This window comes from Paenibacillus sp. MSJ-34, assembly GCF_018918005.1.
In the GTDB taxonomy this organism is placed as follows: Bacteria; Bacillota; Bacilli; order Paenibacillales; family Paenibacillaceae; genus MSJ-34.
The window spans coordinates 93853-114433 of sequence record NZ_JAHLPR010000010.1; the positions used below are offsets into that span (position 1 = coordinate 93853).

At 51.3% G+C, this 20581-nt stretch carries 19 protein-coding genes; all 19 read left to right on the forward strand.

Features of this window, described 5'->3' with window-relative positions; all coding sequences use genetic code 11:
- Positions 1-25 precede the first annotated feature (25 nt).
- The 19 genes from KQI79_RS07270 to KQI79_RS07360 all read left to right on the forward strand — a co-directional run bounded on the left by KQI79_RS07270 (position 26) and on the right by KQI79_RS07360 (position 20438).
- Complete coding sequence (locus KQI79_RS07270) at positions 26-790, forward strand: ClpP family protease (RefSeq protein ID WP_216537565.1); 765 nt, start codon at positions 26-28, stop codon at positions 788-790.
- A 24-nt stretch (positions 791-814) separates the two neighbouring features.
- Positions 815-1051, forward strand: coding sequence for a YlzJ-like family protein (locus KQI79_RS07275; RefSeq protein ID WP_216537566.1), 237 nt, complete (start codon positions 815-817; stop codon positions 1049-1051).
- 101 nt (positions 1052-1152) lie between these two features.
- A complete protein-coding gene (locus tag KQI79_RS07280) occupies positions 1153-3777 on the forward strand; it encodes an FtsK/SpoIIIE family DNA translocase (RefSeq protein WP_253297989.1) in 2625 nt (874 codons plus the stop codon).
- 160 nt (positions 3778-3937) lie between these two features.
- On the forward strand, positions 3938-4738 hold the full coding sequence (sleB, locus tag KQI79_RS07285; RefSeq protein ID WP_253297990.1) for a spore cortex-lytic enzyme: 801 nt from the start codon (positions 3938-3940) through the stop codon (positions 4736-4738).
- Positions 4739-4942: 204 nt separating this feature from the next.
- Positions 4943-6220: an EF-P 5-aminopentanol modification-associated protein YfmF gene (yfmF, locus tag KQI79_RS07290; protein ID WP_216537567.1), complete on the forward strand. Its 1278-nt coding sequence runs from the start codon at positions 4943-4945 to the stop codon at positions 6218-6220.
- A 3-nt stretch (positions 6221-6223) separates the two neighbouring features.
- A complete protein-coding gene (gene yfmH / locus KQI79_RS07295) occupies positions 6224-7504 on the forward strand; it encodes an EF-P 5-aminopentanol modification-associated protein YfmH (RefSeq protein ID WP_216537568.1) in 1281 nt (426 codons plus the stop codon).
- Positions 7505-7528: 24 nt separating this feature from the next.
- Positions 7529-8275: an elongation factor P 5-aminopentanone reductase gene (gene ymfI, locus KQI79_RS07300; RefSeq protein WP_216537569.1), complete on the forward strand. Its 747-nt coding sequence runs from the start codon at positions 7529-7531 to the stop codon at positions 8273-8275.
- A gap of 95 nt (positions 8276-8370) precedes the next feature.
- Positions 8371-8619, forward strand: coding sequence for a DUF3243 domain-containing protein (locus tag KQI79_RS07305; protein ID WP_216537570.1), 249 nt, complete (start codon positions 8371-8373; stop codon positions 8617-8619).
- A gap of 316 nt (positions 8620-8935) precedes the next feature.
- Entirely contained in the window at positions 8936-9805 is an 870-nt protein-coding gene (locus KQI79_RS07310) for a helix-turn-helix domain-containing protein (RefSeq protein ID WP_216537571.1), read from the forward strand.
- Between the two features lie 43 nt (positions 9806-9848).
- Complete coding sequence (locus KQI79_RS07315) at positions 9849-10340, forward strand: YajQ family cyclic di-GMP-binding protein (protein ID WP_216537572.1); 492 nt, start codon at positions 9849-9851, stop codon at positions 10338-10340.
- Positions 10341-10486: 146 nt separating this feature from the next.
- On the forward strand, positions 10487-11815 hold the full coding sequence (rimO, locus tag KQI79_RS07320) for a 30S ribosomal protein S12 methylthiotransferase RimO (RefSeq protein WP_216537573.1): 1329 nt from the start codon (positions 10487-10489) through the stop codon (positions 11813-11815).
- The gene (gene pgsA / locus KQI79_RS07325; RefSeq protein WP_216537574.1) at positions 11812-12393 is read left to right on the forward strand and encodes a CDP-diacylglycerol--glycerol-3-phosphate 3-phosphatidyltransferase; all 582 of its coding nucleotides are present in this window, start codon (positions 11812-11814) and stop codon (positions 12391-12393) included. The genes rimO and pgsA overlap by 4 nt, the downstream gene beginning before the upstream one ends.
- A 120-nt stretch (positions 12394-12513) precedes the next feature.
- Positions 12514-13761 (forward strand): competence/damage-inducible protein A, encoded by a 1248-nt coding sequence (locus KQI79_RS07330; RefSeq protein ID WP_216537575.1) that lies wholly within the window; start codon positions 12514-12516, stop codon positions 13759-13761.
- A gap of 599 nt (positions 13762-14360) precedes the next feature.
- Positions 14361-15416, forward strand: coding sequence for a recombinase RecA (recA, locus tag KQI79_RS07335; RefSeq protein WP_216537576.1), 1056 nt, complete (start codon positions 14361-14363; stop codon positions 15414-15416).
- Between the two features lie 79 nt (positions 15417-15495).
- On the forward strand, positions 15496-16233 hold the full coding sequence (locus KQI79_RS07340; protein WP_216537577.1) for a regulatory protein RecX: 738 nt from the start codon (positions 15496-15498) through the stop codon (positions 16231-16233).
- A 358-nt stretch (positions 16234-16591) separates the two neighbouring features.
- On the forward strand, positions 16592-18136 hold the full coding sequence (gene rny / locus KQI79_RS07345) for a ribonuclease Y (RefSeq protein WP_216537578.1): 1545 nt from the start codon (positions 16592-16594) through the stop codon (positions 18134-18136).
- Positions 18137-18226: 90 nt separating this feature from the next.
- On the forward strand, positions 18227-19021 hold the full coding sequence (locus KQI79_RS07350) for a TIGR00282 family metallophosphoesterase (RefSeq protein WP_216537597.1): 795 nt from the start codon (positions 18227-18229) through the stop codon (positions 19019-19021).
- Between the two features lie 90 nt (positions 19022-19111).
- Positions 19112-19372: a stage V sporulation protein S gene (locus tag KQI79_RS07355; RefSeq protein ID WP_006286829.1), complete on the forward strand. Its 261-nt coding sequence runs from the start codon at positions 19112-19114 to the stop codon at positions 19370-19372.
- 97 nt (positions 19373-19469) lie between these two features.
- A complete protein-coding gene (locus KQI79_RS07360) occupies positions 19470-20438 on the forward strand; it encodes a dipeptidase (protein ID WP_216537579.1) in 969 nt (322 codons plus the stop codon).
- Positions 20439-20581: the final 143 nt, after the last annotated feature.

Consider the following 20581-nt stretch of genomic DNA (forward strand, 5'->3'; position numbering starts at 1 on the left):
GTATACGAAAAGCGGAGGAATCGACATGCCATTTCCATATCAAGCGGAAGATTTTTTGCTGTACAATCAGGCGGAACAGCCGGCGCCGGGCGAAGGCGGGGACAAAAAAGCGCCTCCCGCGGTTCAAACGGTGCAAGAGCTTGGACAAACGACGGTTCCGGTTAGCGAGACGAACATCTTCTGCATGTCTATCATCGGGCAAATAGAAGGCCATCTGGTTTTGCCGCCGCAAAATAAAACGACGAAATACGAACATGTCATTCCACAGCTTGTAGCCGCGGAACAAAATAAAGCGATCGAAGGCATCTTGATCGTATTGAATACGGTCGGCGGCGATGTCGAGGCGGGACTTGCGATCGCGGAAATGATATCGTCGCTCTCCAAACCGACCGCAACCGTCGTGCTGGGAGGCGGACATAGCATAGGCGTACCGATCGCGGTATCGTCCGATTATTCTTTGATCGCCGAAACGGCTACAATGACGATTCATCCGATTCGGCTAACCGGACTTGTCATCGGCGTGCCGCAAACGTTCGAATATTTGGATAAAATGCAGGAGCGAGTCGTCAGATTCGTCACATCGCATTCGAATATAAGCGAGGAGAAATTCAAAGAGCTGATGTTCAAGACCGGAGAGCTGACGCGCGATATCGGAACGTCCGTCGTCGGGCCTGACGCCGTCAAATACGGCTTGATCGATGCGATCGGCGGCATCGGCGACGCCTTGCGCGTATTGAATCAAATGATCGACCGCAAACGGAGCGGGCAGCCGGCGGGACTCACGCAATAACGAAACGAAAATCGAGGTGCTTTCATGACATTATATACGACGATGCCGCTGGAAGTAGTGCTTGACGGCATCAACCAGGAACGGGAAGCGGATCTTGAAGTCGAGATTAACGGAATATTGATGCAGGTGGCGCCGGTTGACGCTTCGTCCGCGCGGATCGTTCGCCTGTTGCGCTGTTCGTTGAACGATTATTTGGATCCGGCTTACGCGCCGGGCCAAATCATCCATTATAAGCCTGCGCTCATGACAGAACGAAAATAACCGCTCATGCTTAACGAATTCCGGGCGGCGGCGCGCATCGGGAACTACGGATAGGAACATCCCCGGTTCTGTGTTATAATAGAGCATTGGGGGGTGATCGTTTGGCGCGGAAAAAAAGAAGAAAGTCCTCTTTCAGCACCAGTCTGAAGTACGAAATATACGGGATCATATGGATCACCTTATCCGTCATTGCGATGTCGGGCGAGGCGACGGTCGGTCGTTCGCTCTCCAAATTGTTCGGAGCGCTGCTCGGGAAGTTTTATTTCGTCATTCCGCTGATCGGCATTTACGTCGGCTTGTACGTCATGATCAAACGAAAATGGCCGAAAGGATGGTCTGCCCGCAAATCCGGCTTGGTCATCATCGTTGTCGCTTTGACGCTAATGAGCACCATCTGGACGATCGATCAAAAATTGATGCCAACGGTTGAAGTAACGGCGGGTAGAATTGTGCAGCAAATACATAACGATATTAAATTGGAATTATTTACGAATGCTTCACCCGAAAATTATTCAATCACGCAGAAGCAAATTAGCGGAGGCTACACGGGAGCGGTAGTGTATTCCGTTTTATACTTTTTATTCGGCGCGGCCATCTCCAAATTGGTCATGATCGTATTGCTGGGCATCGGCTTTATGTTGACGACGAATTTGTCTTATGTAGAGCTGCTGCGCTTCGTGCGAAGCCGTATAGCCCGCTTCCGCGATCTGCTGCGGAAGAAACTGAACGCGAGCGAACAAATGAAACGTTCCGGACGCGCGGCCGGCAGCGCCGCGATCGATAAAGCGCCGCTCATTCCGCTCGATGAAGACGACGAAGAGACGGGCGATTTGGAAGACGAGACGGAAGCGGCTGCGCCGAAACGCCGCAAGGTGCCGGTGTTCTTCCAATTGTTCGGCGCCAAAGACGAGCGGGCGAAAAAGGACGCAAGCCCCGCGAACGAGGACGAAGACGATTACGGACAAGATGTGCTGGTTGGTTCGCGGGATTATGCGGCCCGTTTGGACGAGCCTGAAGAGGAAGCCGATTCGACGCTGATCATTCGCGACTTTCAGCAGATCCAATCGGCCGAACAAAGCGGCGAAGAGGCCGAAGAAGAGTTGTTGCATGCAACCCGAGACGCGTCCGCGCTTGACGCGGTAAGTTACCAGGAGGAGGAGGCCGGCAATGAGACGGAATCTCCTCCGTTTGAGGCCGATGCGGAGAACGCCAATTTAGACGGCGAAGCCGTTCCTTTCGGCGCGGAAGAAGACGGGCATGAGACGCAAGGGACGGATGCGCCGCAGGCCGCACCGCCGTCCAAGCCATACCAACTCCCTTCGTTCCGCTTGTTATCGAAGCCGCAAGGAAGCGGGAAAGCGGGGGAAGGCCCCGATTTCATGCAAACGGCACGCAAGCTGGAAGCGACGCTGGAAAGCTTCGGCGTCCGCGCCAAAGTGCTTGAAGTCGTACGCGGCCCGGCGGTGACCCGATACGAAATTCAGCCGGATATCGGCGTGAAGGTAAGCCGGATCGTCAGTTTGACCGACGATATCGCGCTCGCGCTTGCGGCGAAAGATATTCGCATGGAGGCGCCGATTCCGGGCAAATCGGCTATCGGCATCGAAGTGCCGAATACCGAAGTGTCGATCGTCACGATGCGGGAAGTGATGGAGACGCCGACGTTCCAAGAGTCGACCTCCAAGCTGTCCATCGCTTTCGGGCGCGATATTTCGGGACAGACGATCGTAGGCAATTTGGCCCGGATGCCTCACTTGCTCGTAGCCGGCGCGACGGGATCCGGCAAATCGGTCTGCATCAACGGGATCATTACAAGCATTCTGTACAAAGCCAAACCCGATGAGGTCAAGTTTCTGATGATCGACCCGAAGATGGTCGAGCTTAACGTATACAACGGCATACCGCATCTGTTGGCGCCTGTCGTGACCGATCCGCGGCGAGCTTCGCTAGCCTTGAAAAAAATTGTCGTGGAGATGGAAAAACGGTACGAACTGTTCTCGAAATCGGGCACAAGAAATATTGAAGGATACAACAAGCTGATGGCAGACAATCCGGCAGCCGTATTGCCGTTTATCGTCGTCATTGTGGACGAGCTTGCCGACTTGATGATGGTTGCGGCGAACGATGTCGAGGATGCGATTACCCGGCTTGCGCAAATGGCACGTGCGGCGGGCATTCATTTGATTATCGCAACGCAGCGCCCTTCCGTCGATGTCATTACGGGAGTGATCAAAGCCAACATTCCTTCCCGGATCGCGTTCGGCGTTTCTTCGCAGGTCGATTCCCGCACCATTCTCGACATGGGCGGCGCGGAGAAGCTGCTCGGGCGCGGGGATATGCTCTTCTTGCCGATGGGCTCTTCCAAGCCGATCCGCGTTCAAGGAGCGTTCCTGTCCGATCAGGAAGTCGAATCGGTCGTTCATTTCGTACGCGAACAAGAGCAAGCCGAATACAATGAGGATTTGGTTCCGGAAATCGACGACAGCGCGCAACAATCGGAAGAAGCGGTGGACGAGCTGTTCGATCAGGCGGTGCAAATCGTACTAGAAGCGAAGCAAGCCTCCGTCTCCCTGTTGCAGCGGCGCATGCGCATCGGGTATACGCGCGCGGCGCGCCTCATCGATTCGATGGAAGCGCGCGGCGTCGTCGGTCCTTATGAAGGCAGCAAGCCGCGCGAAGTGTTGATTACGCCGGATCAATTCCAGCAAAGCCGCGTCGGTTCCTAATGAGAATAAGGGTTTTTCCCGCAGTTACATGCCGGGAGGAACCCTTATTTTTCTTGAACCGGAAACTTTCATGATCCCTTTCGCATAATTACATCCTTCTCATCCCATAATAAGCTTACCATTGCTGCAAAACTAACAGAAGAAAGGTAGAGCGAAGGCGATGAGAAAAACAGTCATCAACAAGCGTTTAATATGGATTACGTTAAGTATCGTACTCGTTTTGTTCGGTACATACCATTTGAAAACGTCGATGTCCAGCAAACAGACATTTGGGGACGCGGTGCTGACGGTCGGATTTTCGGGCAAAGACGTATATGAGCTGCAGGGCAGATTGAAATTTCTCGGCTTCTATCACGGCAAAGTGGATGGATATTTTGGAGAAAAGACGTTAGGCTCGGTCAAATGGTTTCAGTCCGAGTTCGGATTGAAGGTGGACGGTTTTGTGGGCGGGAAAACGAAATTGAAACTTTGGGAAGCTACAAAGCATTGGAGGCCTACCGCCGAGGAAACCGGCCAAGCGCCGGCGGAAGAGGCCGCTCCGAGCCCGGGAGCCGGCGTGGAACCGGATACGTCGGAAGAATGGACGTCGAACAACAATCGCGGATATTCCGAGAACGATCTGAAACTGATGGCTAACGCCGTTTACGGCGAATCGCGCGGCGAGCCGTTCGAAGGACAAGTGGCGGTGGCCGCCGTCATCTTGAACCGCGTGAAATCTCCGAGTTTTCCGAATTCGGTTTCCGGCGTCATTTTCCAGCCGGGCGCATTTACCGCCGTAGACGACGGCCAAATCTGGCTGACGCCAAATGAAAATGCGCGCAAAGCGGTGGAACAAGCGATCAACGGTTGGGATCCGACCGGCGGATGCTTATATTATTTCAATCCGGTGACGGCGACGTCCAAATGGATATGGTCTAGACCGCAGGTGAAAACGATCGGCAAACATATCTTCTGCATGTAATGCGCGCGTAATGACCGGCGTCTTTCGCTTGCATGAACGAATACCGTCGTATAAAGAAGTAACCTTGGAATGTCCCGAGGTTGCTTCTTCACTTTGGATTGGTATAGAATGGGTAAGAATCGAATAAATTGACTTCACACGGGGGAAAATCGGGCAATACGGCCGGCCTCCGAATAAACGATGCGAACGGAAGGAGATTTGTTATTGAGTACTTCAACGTTTGAACAAGGAAAAGTAAATCAAATGCGCATTCACGTCCTTCCTACGAAACGATTTAAAACATATGCAATCTCGTTATATATTGGATTTCCTTTGTCGGAGCGCCATGTGACATCGGTCGCGCTTACTCCGTTTGTACTGCGGCGCGGCACCGCGGCGTATCCGGAAACGATTCGCTTTCGCGAGAGGCTCGACGAATTGTACGGCACAGGGTTCGGGTTCGACGTATATAAGCGCGGCGATTATCAAATCGTACAATTCCGCATGGATGTCATTAACGACCGATTCGTACATACGAAAGAATCGCTGCTAGCCGAGTCCTTCTCGTTTCTGGGCGAGGCGATTACGAAGCCTGCATTGGAAAACGGCGTTTTCCGCGCCAAATACGTCGACGGGGAGAAAGAAACGCTTCGCAAACGGCTGGAAGCGATCGTGAACGATAAAATCCGCTATGCCGCCGAACGATGTATCGAAGAAATGTGCAAGAACGAACCGTACCGGCTGCATCCGCTTGGCAACCGCGCCGACATTGCGCCGATTACGGCGGAGTCCTTGCATGCGTCCTATACGCAATGGCTTCAGTCGGCTTGTATGGATTTGTACGTTGTAGGCGATACGTCGCTGCAGGAAGTGGAATCATTGGTCGAACGGCATTTCGGGCTTCGGCGCGATCAAGACGCAACCTATGCGATGCGCCCGGGCAATATCGAAGTTCGGGACGTGAATACGGTTGTCGAACGGATGGAAGTGGGGCAAGGAAAGTTGAACATGGGCTTGCGCACTTCCGTCACTTACGGCGACGACGATTATGCGGCGGCCTTGATGTATAACGGCATTTTGGGAGGATACCCTCATTCGAAGCTGTTTGCCAACGTACGTGAGAAAGCGAGTCTCGCTTATTACGCCTCCTCCCGTTATGACGGCCATAAAGGCATATGCGCGATCCAGTCCGGCATTGAAATCGGAAATTATGAAAGGGCCGTCCAAATCATACGCGAGCAGCTCGCCAGCATGCAAGCGGGCCAAATCAGCGAATTGGAGCTGTCGCAGACGAAAGCGATGATCGCCAATACGTTGCGCGAAATCGGCGATTCGGCATTCGAGACGATCGCCTATTATTTCAACCGGGAATTGTCCGGCAAGGAACGGACAACGGCGCAATTGCTGGAGCAGGTGGAGCGCGTGACGGCGGAAGATATTCAGCGCGTGGCGCAAACGTTTCAATTAGATACGATTTATTTTCTACGCGACAAGGGGGAATAAAGGATGGAAACGATCCATCATCCTAGACTGCAGGAAACGTTGTATTACGAGCGGATGCCGAACGGACTTGACGTTTACGTCCTCCCCAAAGAAGGATTCCAGAAAACGTATGCGACTTTTTCCACAAGGTACGGCTCGATCGACAATCACTTCCGGGTCGGTTCCGGAGAGCCGATCGAAGTTCCCGACGGGATCGCCCACTTTTTGGAGCATAAAATGTTTGAAGAGCCGACGGGAGACATTTTCGCGACATTTGCGGCGCAAGGGGCGTCCGCCAACGCGTTTACGAGCTTTGACCGTACCGTCTATTTATTTTCCGCGACCGAGCAAATTCCCGCCAATCTGGAAACGTTGATCAATTTTGTTCAGCATCCGTATTTTACCGATGAAAATGTGGAAAAGGAAAAAGGGATTATCGGACAGGAAATTAAAATGTATCAGGATAATCCGGACTGGCGGGTTTATTTCGGTTTGATCGAAGCGATGTACCGGACGCATCCCGTACATATCGATATCGCCGGCACGGTCGAATCGATCGGAACGATTACGAAGGAAACCTTGTATACGTGTTACCGCACGTTTTATCATCCGTCCAACATGCTGCTGTTCGTCGTAGGCGGCGTCCGCGCGGAAGAAGTGTTCGAGTTGGTTCGACGCAATCAAGCGGGCAAAACCTACGAACCGCAGGGCGAAATCGAACGCATTTTTCCGGCGGAGCCGAATGAGGTTCGGCAGGCGCGGAAAGTGGCCAAATTGCCAGTCTCGCTGCCGAAGTGCATGTTCGGGCTGAAAGAACCGCATGTTCGCCGCAGCGGCGAACAACTGCTCCGGCATGAATTGACGACGAAGCTGATGCTCGACATGCTCTTTGCTTCCAGTTCGCCGTTATATCAGCAGCTATACGACGAAGACTTGATATCCGACGGGTTCGGCTTCGAATTTAACAGCAGTCCGCACTACGCATTTTCGGTCGTCGGCGGAGAGACGCGCGATCCCGATCAATTGCTTGCGCGCGTTCGCGATCAAGTCGATCAAGTCGTTCAGACCGGATTCGAAGCGCAACATTTCGAACGGACCCGCAACAAAAAAATGGGCGCGTACTTGCGCATGCTCAATTCGCCGGAAGCGGTCGCGAGCGAATTTACAAATTATAAGTTCCGCAACAGCGATTTGTTTGCTATACTTCCAGTATATGAGTCGATCGGACTTGCCGATGTGAATGCGCGCTTGCGCGAACATTTCGACTGGGAGCAGCTTGCCGTTTCCATCGTCGAAAGTCCGTAATCATGAGTCGAGAGTGAGAGGGTCATGAAATCGTTTGGGGAAACGACCGTTTTAATTACGGGGGCGAGCCGGGGAATAGGCGCAGCCATTGCCGAGCGCTTCGCGTCGGTAGGAATGAACGTGGTCATTCATTATTTGCATTCGCATGAATCCGCGAACGAGGTGGCCCGCAAATGCATGAGCTACGGCAGCAAAGTGTTGACGGTAACGGCCGACTTGCGTTCGAAGGAGCAGATTATGCGGATGCGCGAGAAGCTGGAGCATCACGGATTTATGCCAGACATCCTCGTCAACAACGCAGGCATCGCGCATTACGGCTTGCTGTCCGACGTGTCGGAAGAAGAGTGGGACGACGTGATGGCCGTCAACTTGAAAGGGATGTTCTTATGCACGCAAACGTTCATGCAGCGGATGATATCCCAGAAATACGGCCGCATCATTAACGTTTCCTCGATTTGGGGACTGTCGGGAGCGTCCTGCGAAGTCGTGTACTCCACGACCAAAGGCGGATTAAACGCCTTTACGAAAGCGCTGGCGAAAGAGTTGGCGCCTTCGGGAGTAACGGTCAACGCGGTAGCGCCCGGAGCCGTCGATACGGTTATGTTAAACCATTTGAACAGCGAGGAAAAAACCGGCCTGGAGCGGGAAATTCCGGCGGGTCGCCTGGCGCAGCCCGAGGAAATCGCATCGCTTGTCTATTTTATCGCATTGCCGGAATCCGGGTATATAACCGGGCAAATTATAAGCCCGAACGGAGGCTGGCTGACATAATTATCGATCCGTTATTTTCCTTTCGTACGTATAAAAGACAAAGTTTCGGAGCATATTACGACTGTTGAGCACAATAATGTAGGAGGTTTATCAACATGTCGGTTCTGGAAAATTTCGATACGTGGAAAAATTTTTTGGGAGAACGGGTCAAACAAGCGAGAAATATGGGCATGAACGAGGAAACGATCTCGAAATTAGCTTACGAAATCGGCGATTTTCTGGAAGAGAAGATCGAGCCGGAGAACGGGCCCGAACGGACGCTCAAAGCGCTTTGGGACGTAGGCTCCGAGGAAGAGCGCAAGACGATTGCCCGTTTAATGATCAAGCTGGTTGAAAAAGCTTAACATCCGATTTAAGCTGTAAATAGGACATTTGAAGGAAAGCTCTCGCGCTTGGGAGCTTTCTTCTGATGTTTTTACTCACATTGAACTTGTCTTTGATTTTATTTTTTTATATGATTATGTGTAAGATTCAATAGCTCAAATGTAATATTTTATTACATATTTCGTGAATGTGCAGGAATTTTAGCTGAAATTGTTGAAATAAGTCGATAGGTCTTAACGCCTAATTCATGCAATAATAGAATGAAAGAAATGCATTTGCAGTTGAACGGCGATCGTTGAACGTGATAAATACAAGATTATATGCGGAGGTGATGGTGTGTCGAATCTAGGTCAACTGCTGAAAAAAGCCCGGGTCGAAAAAGGGATGACTTTAGATGACGTGCAAGAATTGACGAAAATTCGCAAACGGTACTTGGAAGCCATTGAGGATGGTGACTACAAAGTTTTGCCGGGGCCTTTTTATGTCCGCGCCTTCGTGAAAACGTATGCGGAAACGGTCGGATTAAACGCGGACGAACTGCTTGAATTATACCGTGGCGATATGCCGGAATCACAGACGGATACGATCGAACCTATTATTCAGAGCCGCCGCAGAACGCGGTCGACAGGCCGGACGGGGAAATGGGTTTCTTCGATTTTAATGTGGTCCTTTCTTATCCTCATCGTCATTGTCGTCTATTTGTTTTATATTAAAGGCGCCGAGCCGAAGGACGATCAAGTAGCCGACGGAACGAAGATAACCGACGATATGCAGCAGCCGCAACCGCCTTCCGAAGGCGGAACGACGCCGGATGAGGAGGCAACGCCTCCTGCGGATGAAACGGAGGTCACCCCTCCTGAGCCGGCCCCGCCGGAGATCGTGTCGAAAGGAAGATCCGGCAAAGCGTACTGGTATGCGGTAAAAACGCCGGAGCCTTCGGTAAAGGTGGAAATTTCGGCTTCCGGCGGAGACAGTTGGATTACGGTATATAAGAAGAAATACGACGGCGAGAAGTTATATAACGAGACGTTGAAAGACGGCGTAACGGAGACGTTCGATCTGGTCGACGGATTGTATATTAGCGTAACGAGACCGGATTTCGCCGAAGTAAAAGTAGGCGGAATCCCTCTGGAAGACGGAGATAGCGCCGTCCGCCGGCGTTTCTTGCTGCATTTGGAATCGACGGCCGATTCCGCTGCGGAATAATGAATACCATTCAATAATCGCAATGATGAAAGGACGTGACCTTATGGCTTCCGAAAGCTCATTCGATATCGTGTCGAAAATGGATTTGCAGGAAATGAACAACGCCATAAATCAAACGGAGAAAGAGATCGGCAACCGGTTTGATTTTAAGGGCACCAAAAGCAGCTTGAATCTGGAGAAAGACGAGCTCGTTATTATTTCGGACGATGAATTGAAGTTGAAAAACGTGATCGATATTTTGCAATCCAAAATGGTCAAACGCGGGCTGGCGCTCAAAAACCTGGAATACGGGAAAGTCGAACCGGCTGCGTCGGGCACCGTCAGACAACGGATTAAATTGAAGCAAGGGATCGATCAAGACAATGCCAAAAAAATTAATATTTTGATTCGAGATTCGAAATTAAAAGTAAAAAGCCAAATTCAAGGGGATCAGATCCGGGTGACCGGCAAGAGCAAGGACGATTTGCAAAACGTTATTCAAATGCTGCGCAAAGCGGATCTCTCCCTTGAATTGCAATTTGTAAATTTTAAATAACGAAGATGGCGGAAAAACCTTGAATCGTGTGTTTCCTATCATACGACTAAGGTTTTTCAACGTTTTGACACTAAAAACGGCATGTATTATACTTTATTAGATAGATATGCACATCGCTTTGGAGGCAGGAACGGGGGACGTCAGGCGTGACAGAAAAAATAAAAATCGTTACATTGGGCTGTGAGAAAAACTTAGTTGATTCCGAAATCATGTCCGGATTAATCCATGAGCGGGGATACTCGCTTGTCGATAATAAAGAGGAAGCGACGGTTATCATTGTTAATACGTGCGGTTTTATCGATGCGGCCAAGGAAGAATCCGTCAATACGATTCTTGACTTGGCTGAGTTGAAGCAAACGGGAAATTTAAAGGCGCTGGTCGTTTCCGGCTGTTTGACGCAACGGTATAAGGAAGCGCTGTTGGAGGAAATGCCCGAGATCGACGGCATTGTCGGCACGGGGGATTTCCATAACATTAACGATATCGTGGACGAGGCGCTGCGCGGGAAGAAACCGGTGCGTGTGGGGAATCCGGTCTTTAATTACGAGCAAATACTGCCTCGCAAAGTATCGACGCCTCGGTATACGACCTATGTGAAAATAGCGGAAGGCTGCGATAACAACTGCACGTTCTGCAGCATTCCGATTATGCGCGGCAAATTCCGCAGCCGCTCGATCGAGTCGATCGTCGCCGAAGTGGAGCAGTTGGCGCAGCAAGGAGTGAAAGAAGTTAGCTTGATCGCGCAAGATTCGACCAATTACGGTACGGACTTGTACGATCAGTTTATGTTGCCGACGCTGCTGAACCGTGTCAGCGAAGTGCCGGGCATCGAATGGGTTCGTCTGCATTACGCTTATCCCGGTTTTTTCACCGACGAATTGATCGATGTGATGGCTTCCAATCCGAAAATTTGCAAATATATCGATATGCCGCTGCAGCATAGCGAGGACACGATTCTGAAACGGATGCGCAGACCGGGCAGACAGCGCGACGCGCGGGAATTGATTGCGAAAATCCGCGCCAAAATTCCGAACGTTGCGCTGCGGACGTCCATTATTGTCGGTTTTCCGGGTGAAACGGAAGAAGACTTTACCAATTTAAGCGCCTTTATTCGCGAAATGAAATTTGACAGACTCGGCGTGTTTACATATTCGTTTGAAGAAGGTACGCCGGCGACGCGCTTGCCGGATCAAGTGCCGGACGATGTGAAGGAATGGCGCGCGAATACGCTTATGGAAATCCAGCGCGAGGTATCGAAGCATCATAGCGCCAAACATATCGGCCAAGTATTGGATGTGCTTGTGGAGCGCTACGACGGACGCAACGACGTATATATCGGACGGTCGCAATACGACGCGCCGGAAATCGACGGAGAGGTGTTTATTTCCAATTGCAAGGCCAACATCGGAGAAATCGCCAAAGTACGTATTACCCATGCGTTTGAGTTCGACTTGTCCGGGGAGGGTGTATCGTGAATCTGGCCAATAAAATTACGCTGGCCCGTATCTTTTTAGTACCGATTATGATGTTTTTTTTGCTGGTGAATTTCGATTTTTTTCCGGCAATCAACATTGAATCCTTCCATATCACGTACAACCAGATCATTGCGGCGTTAATTTTCATTGTGGCCGCAAGCACGGACGGGTTGGACGGGTATATCGCGCGCAAGGGGAAGATGGTTACGAATTTGGGCAAGCTGCTCGATCCGCTCGCCGACAAACTGCTCATCGCCGCAGTGCTCATATCGCTCGTTGAAATGGGCAAATGCGACGCATGGATCGCGATCGTGATCATTAGCCGCGAATTTGCGATCACCGGCCTGCGCCAGGTGGCGCTGCTCGAAGGCAAAGTCGTTGCGGCCAGCAAATGGGGCAAATGGAAAACCGGGGTGCAGATTACGGCGATTATCGCCATGCTGCTCAACAATTTTCCGTTTACGTTTATCGGTTTCCGTTTCGACTTGGTGGCGATTTGGGCCGCGGCGATTATCACGGTATATTCCGGGATCGATTATTTCGTGAAAAATAAAAATGTGATCAATTACTCTCAATGAGATGAGCGACATTGGCTGCTTTATTCGGATTTTCGTCCTTTCGGGGATAGGATCTGAATGAGGCGGCTCTTTTTTGCCATGATGGAGCGTCAAAAACGATATTTGAAGGGGGAAACGGCCATGAAAGCCGAAATTGTTGCGGTAGGAACCGAACTGCTGCTCGGACAAATCGTCAATACGAACGCGCAATTTTTATCGCGGGAACTGGCGGCGCTAGGAATCGACGTATATTACCAGACGGTGGTGGGCGATAATCTGCAGAGGCTGCGGCAGGCGATTGAAATTGCGCGGGAGCGTGCCGATCTCGTATTGTTTACCGGGGGGATCGGCCCAACGCAAGACGATTTGACCAAGGATGCGCTGGCTTCATATTTGGGGCGAACGCTGCATATTCACGCCCCTTCGATGGACAAAATCGAGCGGATGTTCCTCTCGCGCGGCGCGAATATGGTGGAAAGCAACCGCAGGCAGGCGCTCATGATCGACGGCAGCGATCCGCTGCCCAACGAAACCGGTCTCGCCGTCGGCAATGCGCTGATCCATGACGGAACGGCTTATATGCTGCTGCCGGGACCGCCGAAGGAAATGAAGCCGATGTTTGAGCATGAGGGCAAGCGCTGGCTGCAACAACGGTTGTTGACGAATGAAATGCCGTTGTTCTCGCGCATGCTGAAATTTGCCGGCATCGGCGAATCGTCCTTGGAAGCGAAGCTGATCGATTTGATCGAAGGGCAGTCGGATACGACGATCGCCCCGTACGCCCAGGAAGGCGAAGTGACGATACGTCTGTCGACGAAAGCCCGGACCGTAGAGGAGGCATCGGCGAAGCTGGACGTATTGGAGACGGAAATTCGCGGGCGGCTGGGAGCGCATCTGTATGCCGCCGAGAACGTCGCGATCGAGCAAGTGATCGTCGAGCGCATGAGCGCCAAAGACTGGACGCTGTCGGCGGCGGAAAGCTGCACCGGCGGATTGCTGTCCGAGATGATTACGGCTATACCGGGAAGCTCGCGCATGTTTGCCGGCGGCATCGTTTGCTATTCCAATGCGCTGAAGGAGCAGCTTCTGAACGTGCCGCATGCGATGCTCGAAGGCGAGACGGCGCCGGGAGCGGTGAGCGCCGAAACGGCGCAAACGATGGCCGAGCAGATGCGGACGATTGCGGATACCGATCTCGCCGTTGCCATTACGGGCGTCGCCGGCCCCGGCGCTTCCGAGCGGAAACCGGTCGGTCTCGTCTACATCGCTATCGCGCAGAAGGGGGAGCCGACGCAAGTCGAGAAGCTGCAGCTTTCCGGCGGGCGCGAAATGATCCGGCTGCGCACGGTGAAGACGGTGCTGTACCATCTGTGGCGCCGGTTGAATTGAAGCTGCTTATCGGGTTCGCGCTATGTGTTAGCTTAGCGCACCTCGTTGGATTTTATCCAATAGATTGCGATCTGTTGAAGGGGAAACGAGTCGGCTGCTGGAATTAATCCAATATTTTCGGAGGAAATCGGCAATATTTCACGTTTTGCTTTGAAATGGCTGGATGTTTTCCAATAGAGATGGATAAGAAACGGGATATGGCCTTGTTCTATTGCATAAAATCCAATGGGGTTTGTTAGCGGCAACGCTTTGAAATGGGAATGTCGGTTAAGAAGAAGCATGCTTGCGGTATCTGGTTCGTTCCTAGTGTCATGTACTGCGGCAAGAACTGTGTTATTCAGCAGTGCGATCACGCCACTTTGGCGAAACGGCGGCCTGCATAAGCGCTATACTGGCTATTGCCATATCGGGCCGGTTAAAGTATAATATAGACAAGTTAACGGAAGAACCGTAGCGAGGACCCATCCTTTGCTGCGGTTTTTTTGCGGCCAATGAACGCGCATGTCGAGAAAAAAACGAATGTATGTTCGAAAAAATACTTGGCAAAGGGTGAAAAACAAGGTATCATAAAACTATAAATCAAGAAGGAAGTGAGTTCATTGTCAGATCGTCGCGCTGCACTTGAAATGGCATTACGTAATATCGAGAAACAATTCGGAAAAGGCTCGATCATGAAGCTGGGCGAATCCACACATATGCAGGTTGAAATCGTGCCGAGCGGATCGCTCGCGCTGGATATCGCGCTAGGAATCGGCGGATTGCCGCGGGGACGGATCGTCGAAGTGTACGGACCGGAATCGTCCGGTAAAACGACCGTCGCGCTGCATGCGATCGCCGAAGTGCAAAAGATCGGCGGACAAGCCGCCTTTATCGATGCGGAGCACGCGCTCGACCCGTTATACGCCAGCAAACTCGGCGTCAACATCGACGAATTGCTGCTATCCCAACCGGATACGGGAGAGCAAGCTTTGGAAATTGCGGAGGCGTTAGTGCGCAGCGGGGCGGTTGACATTATCGTCATCGACTCGGTTGCGGCATTGGTGCCGAAAGCGGAAATCGAAGGAGAGATGGGCGATTCGCATGTCGGATTGCAGGCAAGGCTCATGTCGCAGGCGCTGCGCAAGCTGTCCGGCGCGATCAGCAAATCGAAGACGATCGCGATCTTCATTAACCAACTTCGCGAGAAGGTAGGCGTCATGTTCGGCAATCCGGAGACGACGCCGGGCGGACGAGCTTTGAAATTTTATTCGACGGTTCGTTTGGACGTCAGACGCGTCGAGACGATCAAGCAAGGCAACGACATGGTCGGCAACCGTACCCGCATTAAGGTCGTCAAGAATAAAGTCGCGCCGCCGTTCAAACAGGCGGATATCGATATTATGTACGGCGAAGGGATATCCAAGGAAGGCAGCATTATCGATATCGGAACGGAGATGGATATCGTCAACAAGAGCGGCGCATGGTATTCGTACGAGAACGAGCGGCTTGGGCAAGGCCGGGAGAATGCGAAGCAATTTCTGAAAGATCATCCGGAAATCGCGCTCGTCATCGAGAACAAAATCCGCGAAGCGAGCAATTTGGCGGCCGCTGCCGTGTCAAGCGCGCCGGCTTCGTTGGATGACGAAGAGGAAGAATTTGAATTGGAAGCGGAATAACCATTGCGGAAAAGCCTTTACATGCGAATAAAGCGGTAAAGGTTTTTCTTTTTTAGGCGGTCTATAGGAGGGAGAACGATTGGAACAAAACGAACGGCCAGAGGCCGCATCGACCGGACCGGACCGGGAAAGAACGATTACGGCGGTGGAACGGGACGCAAAGCAATCCCGCCGTTATATTATATATGCGGACGGAGAGCCTATACTCAACGTGCATGAAGATATTATGGTCAAGTACAGGCTGTTAAAAGGCGCCGTATTGTTCGAGGAAGACATTCGCGCCATCGTGCGCGCCGACGAATTGCAGCAGGCATATGTGCAGGCGCTCCGTTACCTGGAGCGGAAACCTCGGACGAGCAAAGAGATTGCGGTCAGGCTGACGCAAAAAGGGTTTGAAGCAGAGTTGATCGAGCAAGTCATCCGCCGCTTGGAGGACGAACGTTTCGTGGACGATGCGCTCTATGCCGAGCAATGGACGAAGCAGCGCGTTTACGGGCATAAGAAAGGGCGGATTTGGGTAAAACATGAATTGCAGCAGAAGGGCGTTTCCAAGGAAGAAATCGCGCAAGCGATCGAACAACTCGAGCCGGAGCGCGAGTTGGAGAGCGCCATTCAGGCCGGGCTGAAGAAATGGCGCCAAACGAAAGGGAGCGTGAAGGAACGCAAGCAGAAAACGGCTGCGTATTTACTGCGCCGCGGTTATCCCGGAGAACTGGCGTATCGCGCGATACGGACGATTGCCTGGCAGGAGCCGGCCGATCCGGAGGGCGTTGTCGGGGATGAAGGGGACGACGATGATATCCCGTTTGGCGATTAAATTATTTAATAATTAACGACATGAAATAAATGAATCCCGAATTCGTCCGCGGTCGAAGAGAACGATTGCACGCCCGGGCGATAAACTGATTCAATTGCTTGACAATTTCTTTTTATAAATAATACAATGAGAATGTATAATTTTAATCAGGGTCAGTTTTTCCTTCCAAAAAATTGATTCCATTTGATTTATTTCGCCAATCATTGACTTGCTTGATCTCACCTTTGTGGGATTCGCGCGAGAAGCGCTGACAGCGCGATCTAGTGTGCATCTTAAACGATGAATATGTAAGTGAAACGGATGAAAACCGAAAATAGCCCAAGCAATGCCTTGGAGAATCAACGAGGAGGTGAACAAGATGGAAAACATCTGGATCTCGATCGTTCTCGTTGTAGCCGCATTAATCTTTGGGTTTGGGATTGGTTATTTTATTCGCAAGTCTCTTGCTGAAGCTAAAATTTCTAGTGCAGAACACGCCGCCGCGCAAATCGTGGAAAACTCCAAGAAAGAAGCGGAAGCACTGAAGAAAGAAACGGTCCTGGAAGCAAAAGACGAAGTTCATAAGCTACGGGCCGAAGCTGAAAAAGACATTCGTGAGCGTCGAAATGAAATTCAACGTCAAGAAAGACGATTGTTGCAAAAAGAGGAATCGCTGGATAAAAAAATAGAATCGCTGGAACGTAAAGAAGAACAAGTGGCGAACAAGGAGAAGCGTATCGAGGAAACGCAAGAACAGATAGATTTGCTCTATAAAAATCAAATTGCCGAGTTGGAGCGCATATCCAATTTATCGATGGAAGACGCGCGTACGATCATATTAACGAACGTCGAGCAGGAAGTCAGACACGAAACGGCACAGATGATTAAAGAAATCGAGCAGCAAGCGAAGGAAGAAGCGGACAAAAAGTCGCGCGAAATCATTACGCTTGCGATCCAACGTTGTGCGGCGGATCATGTGGCGGAAACGACCGTCTCGGTCGTTACGCTGCCGAACGAGGAAATGAAAGGCCGCATTATCGGACGCGAAGGACGCAACATCCGCGCGCTCGAAACGTTGACCGGCATCGATTTAATTATCGACGATACGCCGGAAGCGGTTATTTTATCCGGCTTCGACCCGATTCGTCGGGAAATTGCGCGCACATCGCTCGAGAAATTGGTAGCGGACGGAAGAATTCATCCCGCCCGTATCGAGGAAATGGTCGAGAAGTCGCGTAAAGAAGTGGACGAACGCATTCGTGAATACGGAGAACAGGCGACGTTCGAGGTTGGCGTGCATGGTCTGCATCCCGATTTGATTAAAATTCTCGGCCGATTGAAATTTCGGACGAGCTATGGTCAGAATGTTCTTAAGCACTCCATGGAGGTCGCGTATCTTGCAGGGTTGATGGCCGGAGAACTTGGCGAAGATGTTACATTGGCGAGACGTGCCGGGCTTTTGCACGACATCGGTAAAGCGCTGGATCATGAAGTGGAAGGGTCTCATGTCGAAATCGGCGTAGAGTTAGCGAAGAAATATAAGGAACATCCGGTCGTTATTAACAGTATCGCTTCCCATCATGGGGACTGCGAAGCGACTTCCGTCATTGCGATGCTCGTCGGCGCGGCGGACGCCTTATCGGCAGCCAGACCGGGAGCGCGCAGAGAAACGCTGGAAACGTATATTAAACGTCTGGAGAAGTTGGAGGAAATTTCCGAATCTTTCGAAGGCGTCGAGAAATCGTATGCAATTCAAGCGGGGCGCGAAGTGCGCGTCATGGTACAGCCCGATAAGATCGACGATACCGAAGCGTTCCGTCTGGCTCGCGATATTACGAAAACGATCGAGAACGAGCTGGATTATCCGGGACATATTAAAGTCACGGTTATCCGCGAAACGCGCGCGGTTGAATACGCTAAATAATGAACACAATGAAAAGTGGCTCCCGTTTTCGGGCCACTTTTCACTTGTATAGCAACGGTTTTGGAAGCGAGTTGTAAGGAGGAGAATCCCATTAAGATTTTATTCATCGGAGATATCGTCGGCAATATAGGAAGAAAAGCGTTGAAGCAGACGCTGCCGATGCTGAAGGAAAAGCACCAGCCGCACTTCATTATCGCAAACGGCGAAAATGCGGCCGGAGGTAAAGGGTTGACGGCCGCGGTCGCGAAAGAGTTTTTCGAACAAGGAGTTCATGGGCTGACGATGGGCAATCACACCTGGGCGAATAAAGAAATATTCGATTTTATCGACGACGAGCCGCGCATCGTAAGACCCGCCAATTTCCCGCCCGGCACGCCGGGGCAAGGAGTTACGGTCGTGAAAGGGAACGGGGCGGAACTGCTTCTCGTCAATTTGCAAGGCAGAACGTTCATGTCGTCGATCGATTGCCCGTTTCGCAAAGCAGATGACATATTGAATCAATACGGCAAAAAACATAAATTTATATTTGTCGATTTCCATGCGGAAGCGACTTCCGAGAAAATTGCCATGGGATGGCATTTGGACGGTCGGGTCTCGGTCGTCGTCGGAACGCATACGCATGTTCAGACGAACGACGAGACGATATTGCCCGAGCAAACGGCTTATATAACCGATGTAGGCATGGTCGGCCCGAAAGAAGGGGTGCTCGGAACCGATCGGGAAGCCGTACTGCGGAAGTTCAAAACGCAACTTCCCGTCCGCTTTAGCGTCGCGGAAGGAAAATGGCATTTCCACGCCGTTATCGTGGAATTGGACGATCATACGGGCAAGGCGAAGCGTATTGACAAAATACGGATCGTTGAGGACGAATGGATCATGAGCTAATATATAAGCGAAAAAGAAGGAATTTTTTTGCCTCTCTCGAATATGTTTTAATAGTGGAATCAATCCATCATTCCCGAGGAGGTTCTTTTCATGGAAGTATTAAAAGTTTCAGCAAAATCCAATCCAAACTCCGTTGCCGGTGCGCTGGCAGGTGTGTTACGCGAACGTGGAGCCGCTGAATTGCAAGCGATCGGCGCCGGCGCATTGAATCAAGCGATTAAAGCAGTAGCGATTGCCAGAGGATTCGTAGCGCCGAGTGGAGTTGATTTGATTTGCATTCCTGCTTTTACGGATATTGTGATTGATGGGGAAGATCGTACCGCTATTAAATTAATCGTAGAACCTAGATAATGATTCATGGATTGATATCCGCCTGTTTACCGCGTCATGACGATGTGTAGACAGGTTTTTTTGCGTGGACAATAAGAAATGGGACGAGGTGTGACGGATGGATAAAGGCGTCATCGATTTTCACTGCGACGTACTGAGCAAAATGCTGTTCGATCCGGCGATCCGCTTTGAAGAAGATGAGAAGCTGGATGTATCGCTGGCCAAACTGATACAGGGCGGCGTCGGAGCGCAATGCTTTGCTGTCTATTTATCGGAGCGGCTCGGCCCGCCGCGGTTCGATGATATACTCCGCAGCATCGATCTGTTTCGCCGCCGAATTGTCGCTAACCCGGCCATGAAATGGATCCGTTCGCAAGAGGATTGGATCGAATGGGAACAAGAGGCCTCTAGCGGCAATAAGCGTATCGGGGCGCTGCTCTCGCTTGAGGGGGCGGACGGGCTCGAGGCGGATCTGACGAAGCTGCGAATATGCAGCTATTTAGGCGTGCGCTTCCTCGGGATTACATGGAACTACGCCAACTGGGCCGCGGACGGAGTGCAGGAAGCGCGCAAGGGCGGATTCACGGCAAAAGGGAGACGGCTAGTTCAGGAATGCAACCGTTTAGGCATGCTGATGGACGTATCGCATTTGACGGAACGCGGTTTTTGGCAACTGGCCGAATGGGCGGAAAAACCGTTCATCGCTTCGCATTCCAACGCCTATGCCGTATGCCCTCATCCCCGCAATTTGCGTGACGAGCAAATTAAGCATATCATTGGGATGGACGGAAGAATCGGCATTACGTTCGTTCCCTCCTTCGTTGCCGCGGGCAAGCGGGCGGCCGTCGACGATATTTTGCGTCATATCGACCATGTGTGCGCGCTCGGCGGCGAACGTCATATCATGTTCGGCTCTGACTTTGACGGTATCGAGGAATGGGTGGAAGGATTGGAACATGCTGGCCAATACGCACAATTAAGAGATTCACTCTCGCGGCATTACCGTCAGGAACTGGTCGAACGGTTTTTGCACGGCAATGCTTCCGCATATCTGAAAGCGTATCTACCAAGCCGGAACGAAGATTGAAAGATTCGATCTCAAGTTGATATCAATTCAATCGAAAAGTGCTATCTTTATTTCCAGAGAAAACGCTTGCTTTTTCCATCCCTTAGTCATAAAATTTATTTGACTCACTGAAAAGATTTTTTTAATGTATAATCTTATCATTT

Excerpts from the sequence above, each read along its gene's own strand:
- KQI79_RS07270 (WP_216537565.1), top strand. The coding sequence starts at position 26 with ATGCCATTTCCATATCAAGCGGAAGATTTTTTGCTGTACAATCAGGCG.
- KQI79_RS07275 (WP_216537566.1), top strand. The coding sequence starts at position 815 with ATGACATTATATACGACGATGCCGCTGGAAGTAGTGCTTGACGGCATC.
- sleB (WP_253297990.1), top strand. The coding sequence starts at position 3,938 with ATGAGAAAAACAGTCATCAACAAGCGTTTAATATGGATTACGTTAAGT.
- yfmH (WP_216537568.1), top strand. The coding sequence starts at position 6,224 with ATGGAAACGATCCATCATCCTAGACTGCAGGAAACGTTGTATTACGAG.
- ymfI (WP_216537569.1), top strand. The coding sequence starts at position 7,529 with ATGAAATCGTTTGGGGAAACGACCGTTTTAATTACGGGGGCGAGCCGG.
- KQI79_RS07305 (WP_216537570.1), top strand. The coding sequence starts at position 8,371 with ATGTCGGTTCTGGAAAATTTCGATACGTGGAAAAATTTTTTGGGAGAA.
- KQI79_RS07315 (WP_216537572.1), top strand. The coding sequence starts at position 9,849 with ATGGCTTCCGAAAGCTCATTCGATATCGTGTCGAAAATGGATTTGCAG.
- KQI79_RS07330 (WP_216537575.1), top strand. The coding sequence starts at position 12,514 with ATGAAAGCCGAAATTGTTGCGGTAGGAACCGAACTGCTGCTCGGACAA.
- rny (WP_216537578.1), top strand. The coding sequence starts at position 16,592 with ATGGAAAACATCTGGATCTCGATCGTTCTCGTTGTAGCCGCATTAATC.
- KQI79_RS07355 (WP_006286829.1), top strand. The coding sequence starts at position 19,112 with ATGGAAGTATTAAAAGTTTCAGCAAAATCCAATCCAAACTCCGTTGCC.
- KQI79_RS07360 (WP_216537579.1), top strand. The coding sequence starts at position 19,470 with ATGGATAAAGGCGTCATCGATTTTCACTGCGACGTACTGAGCAAAATG.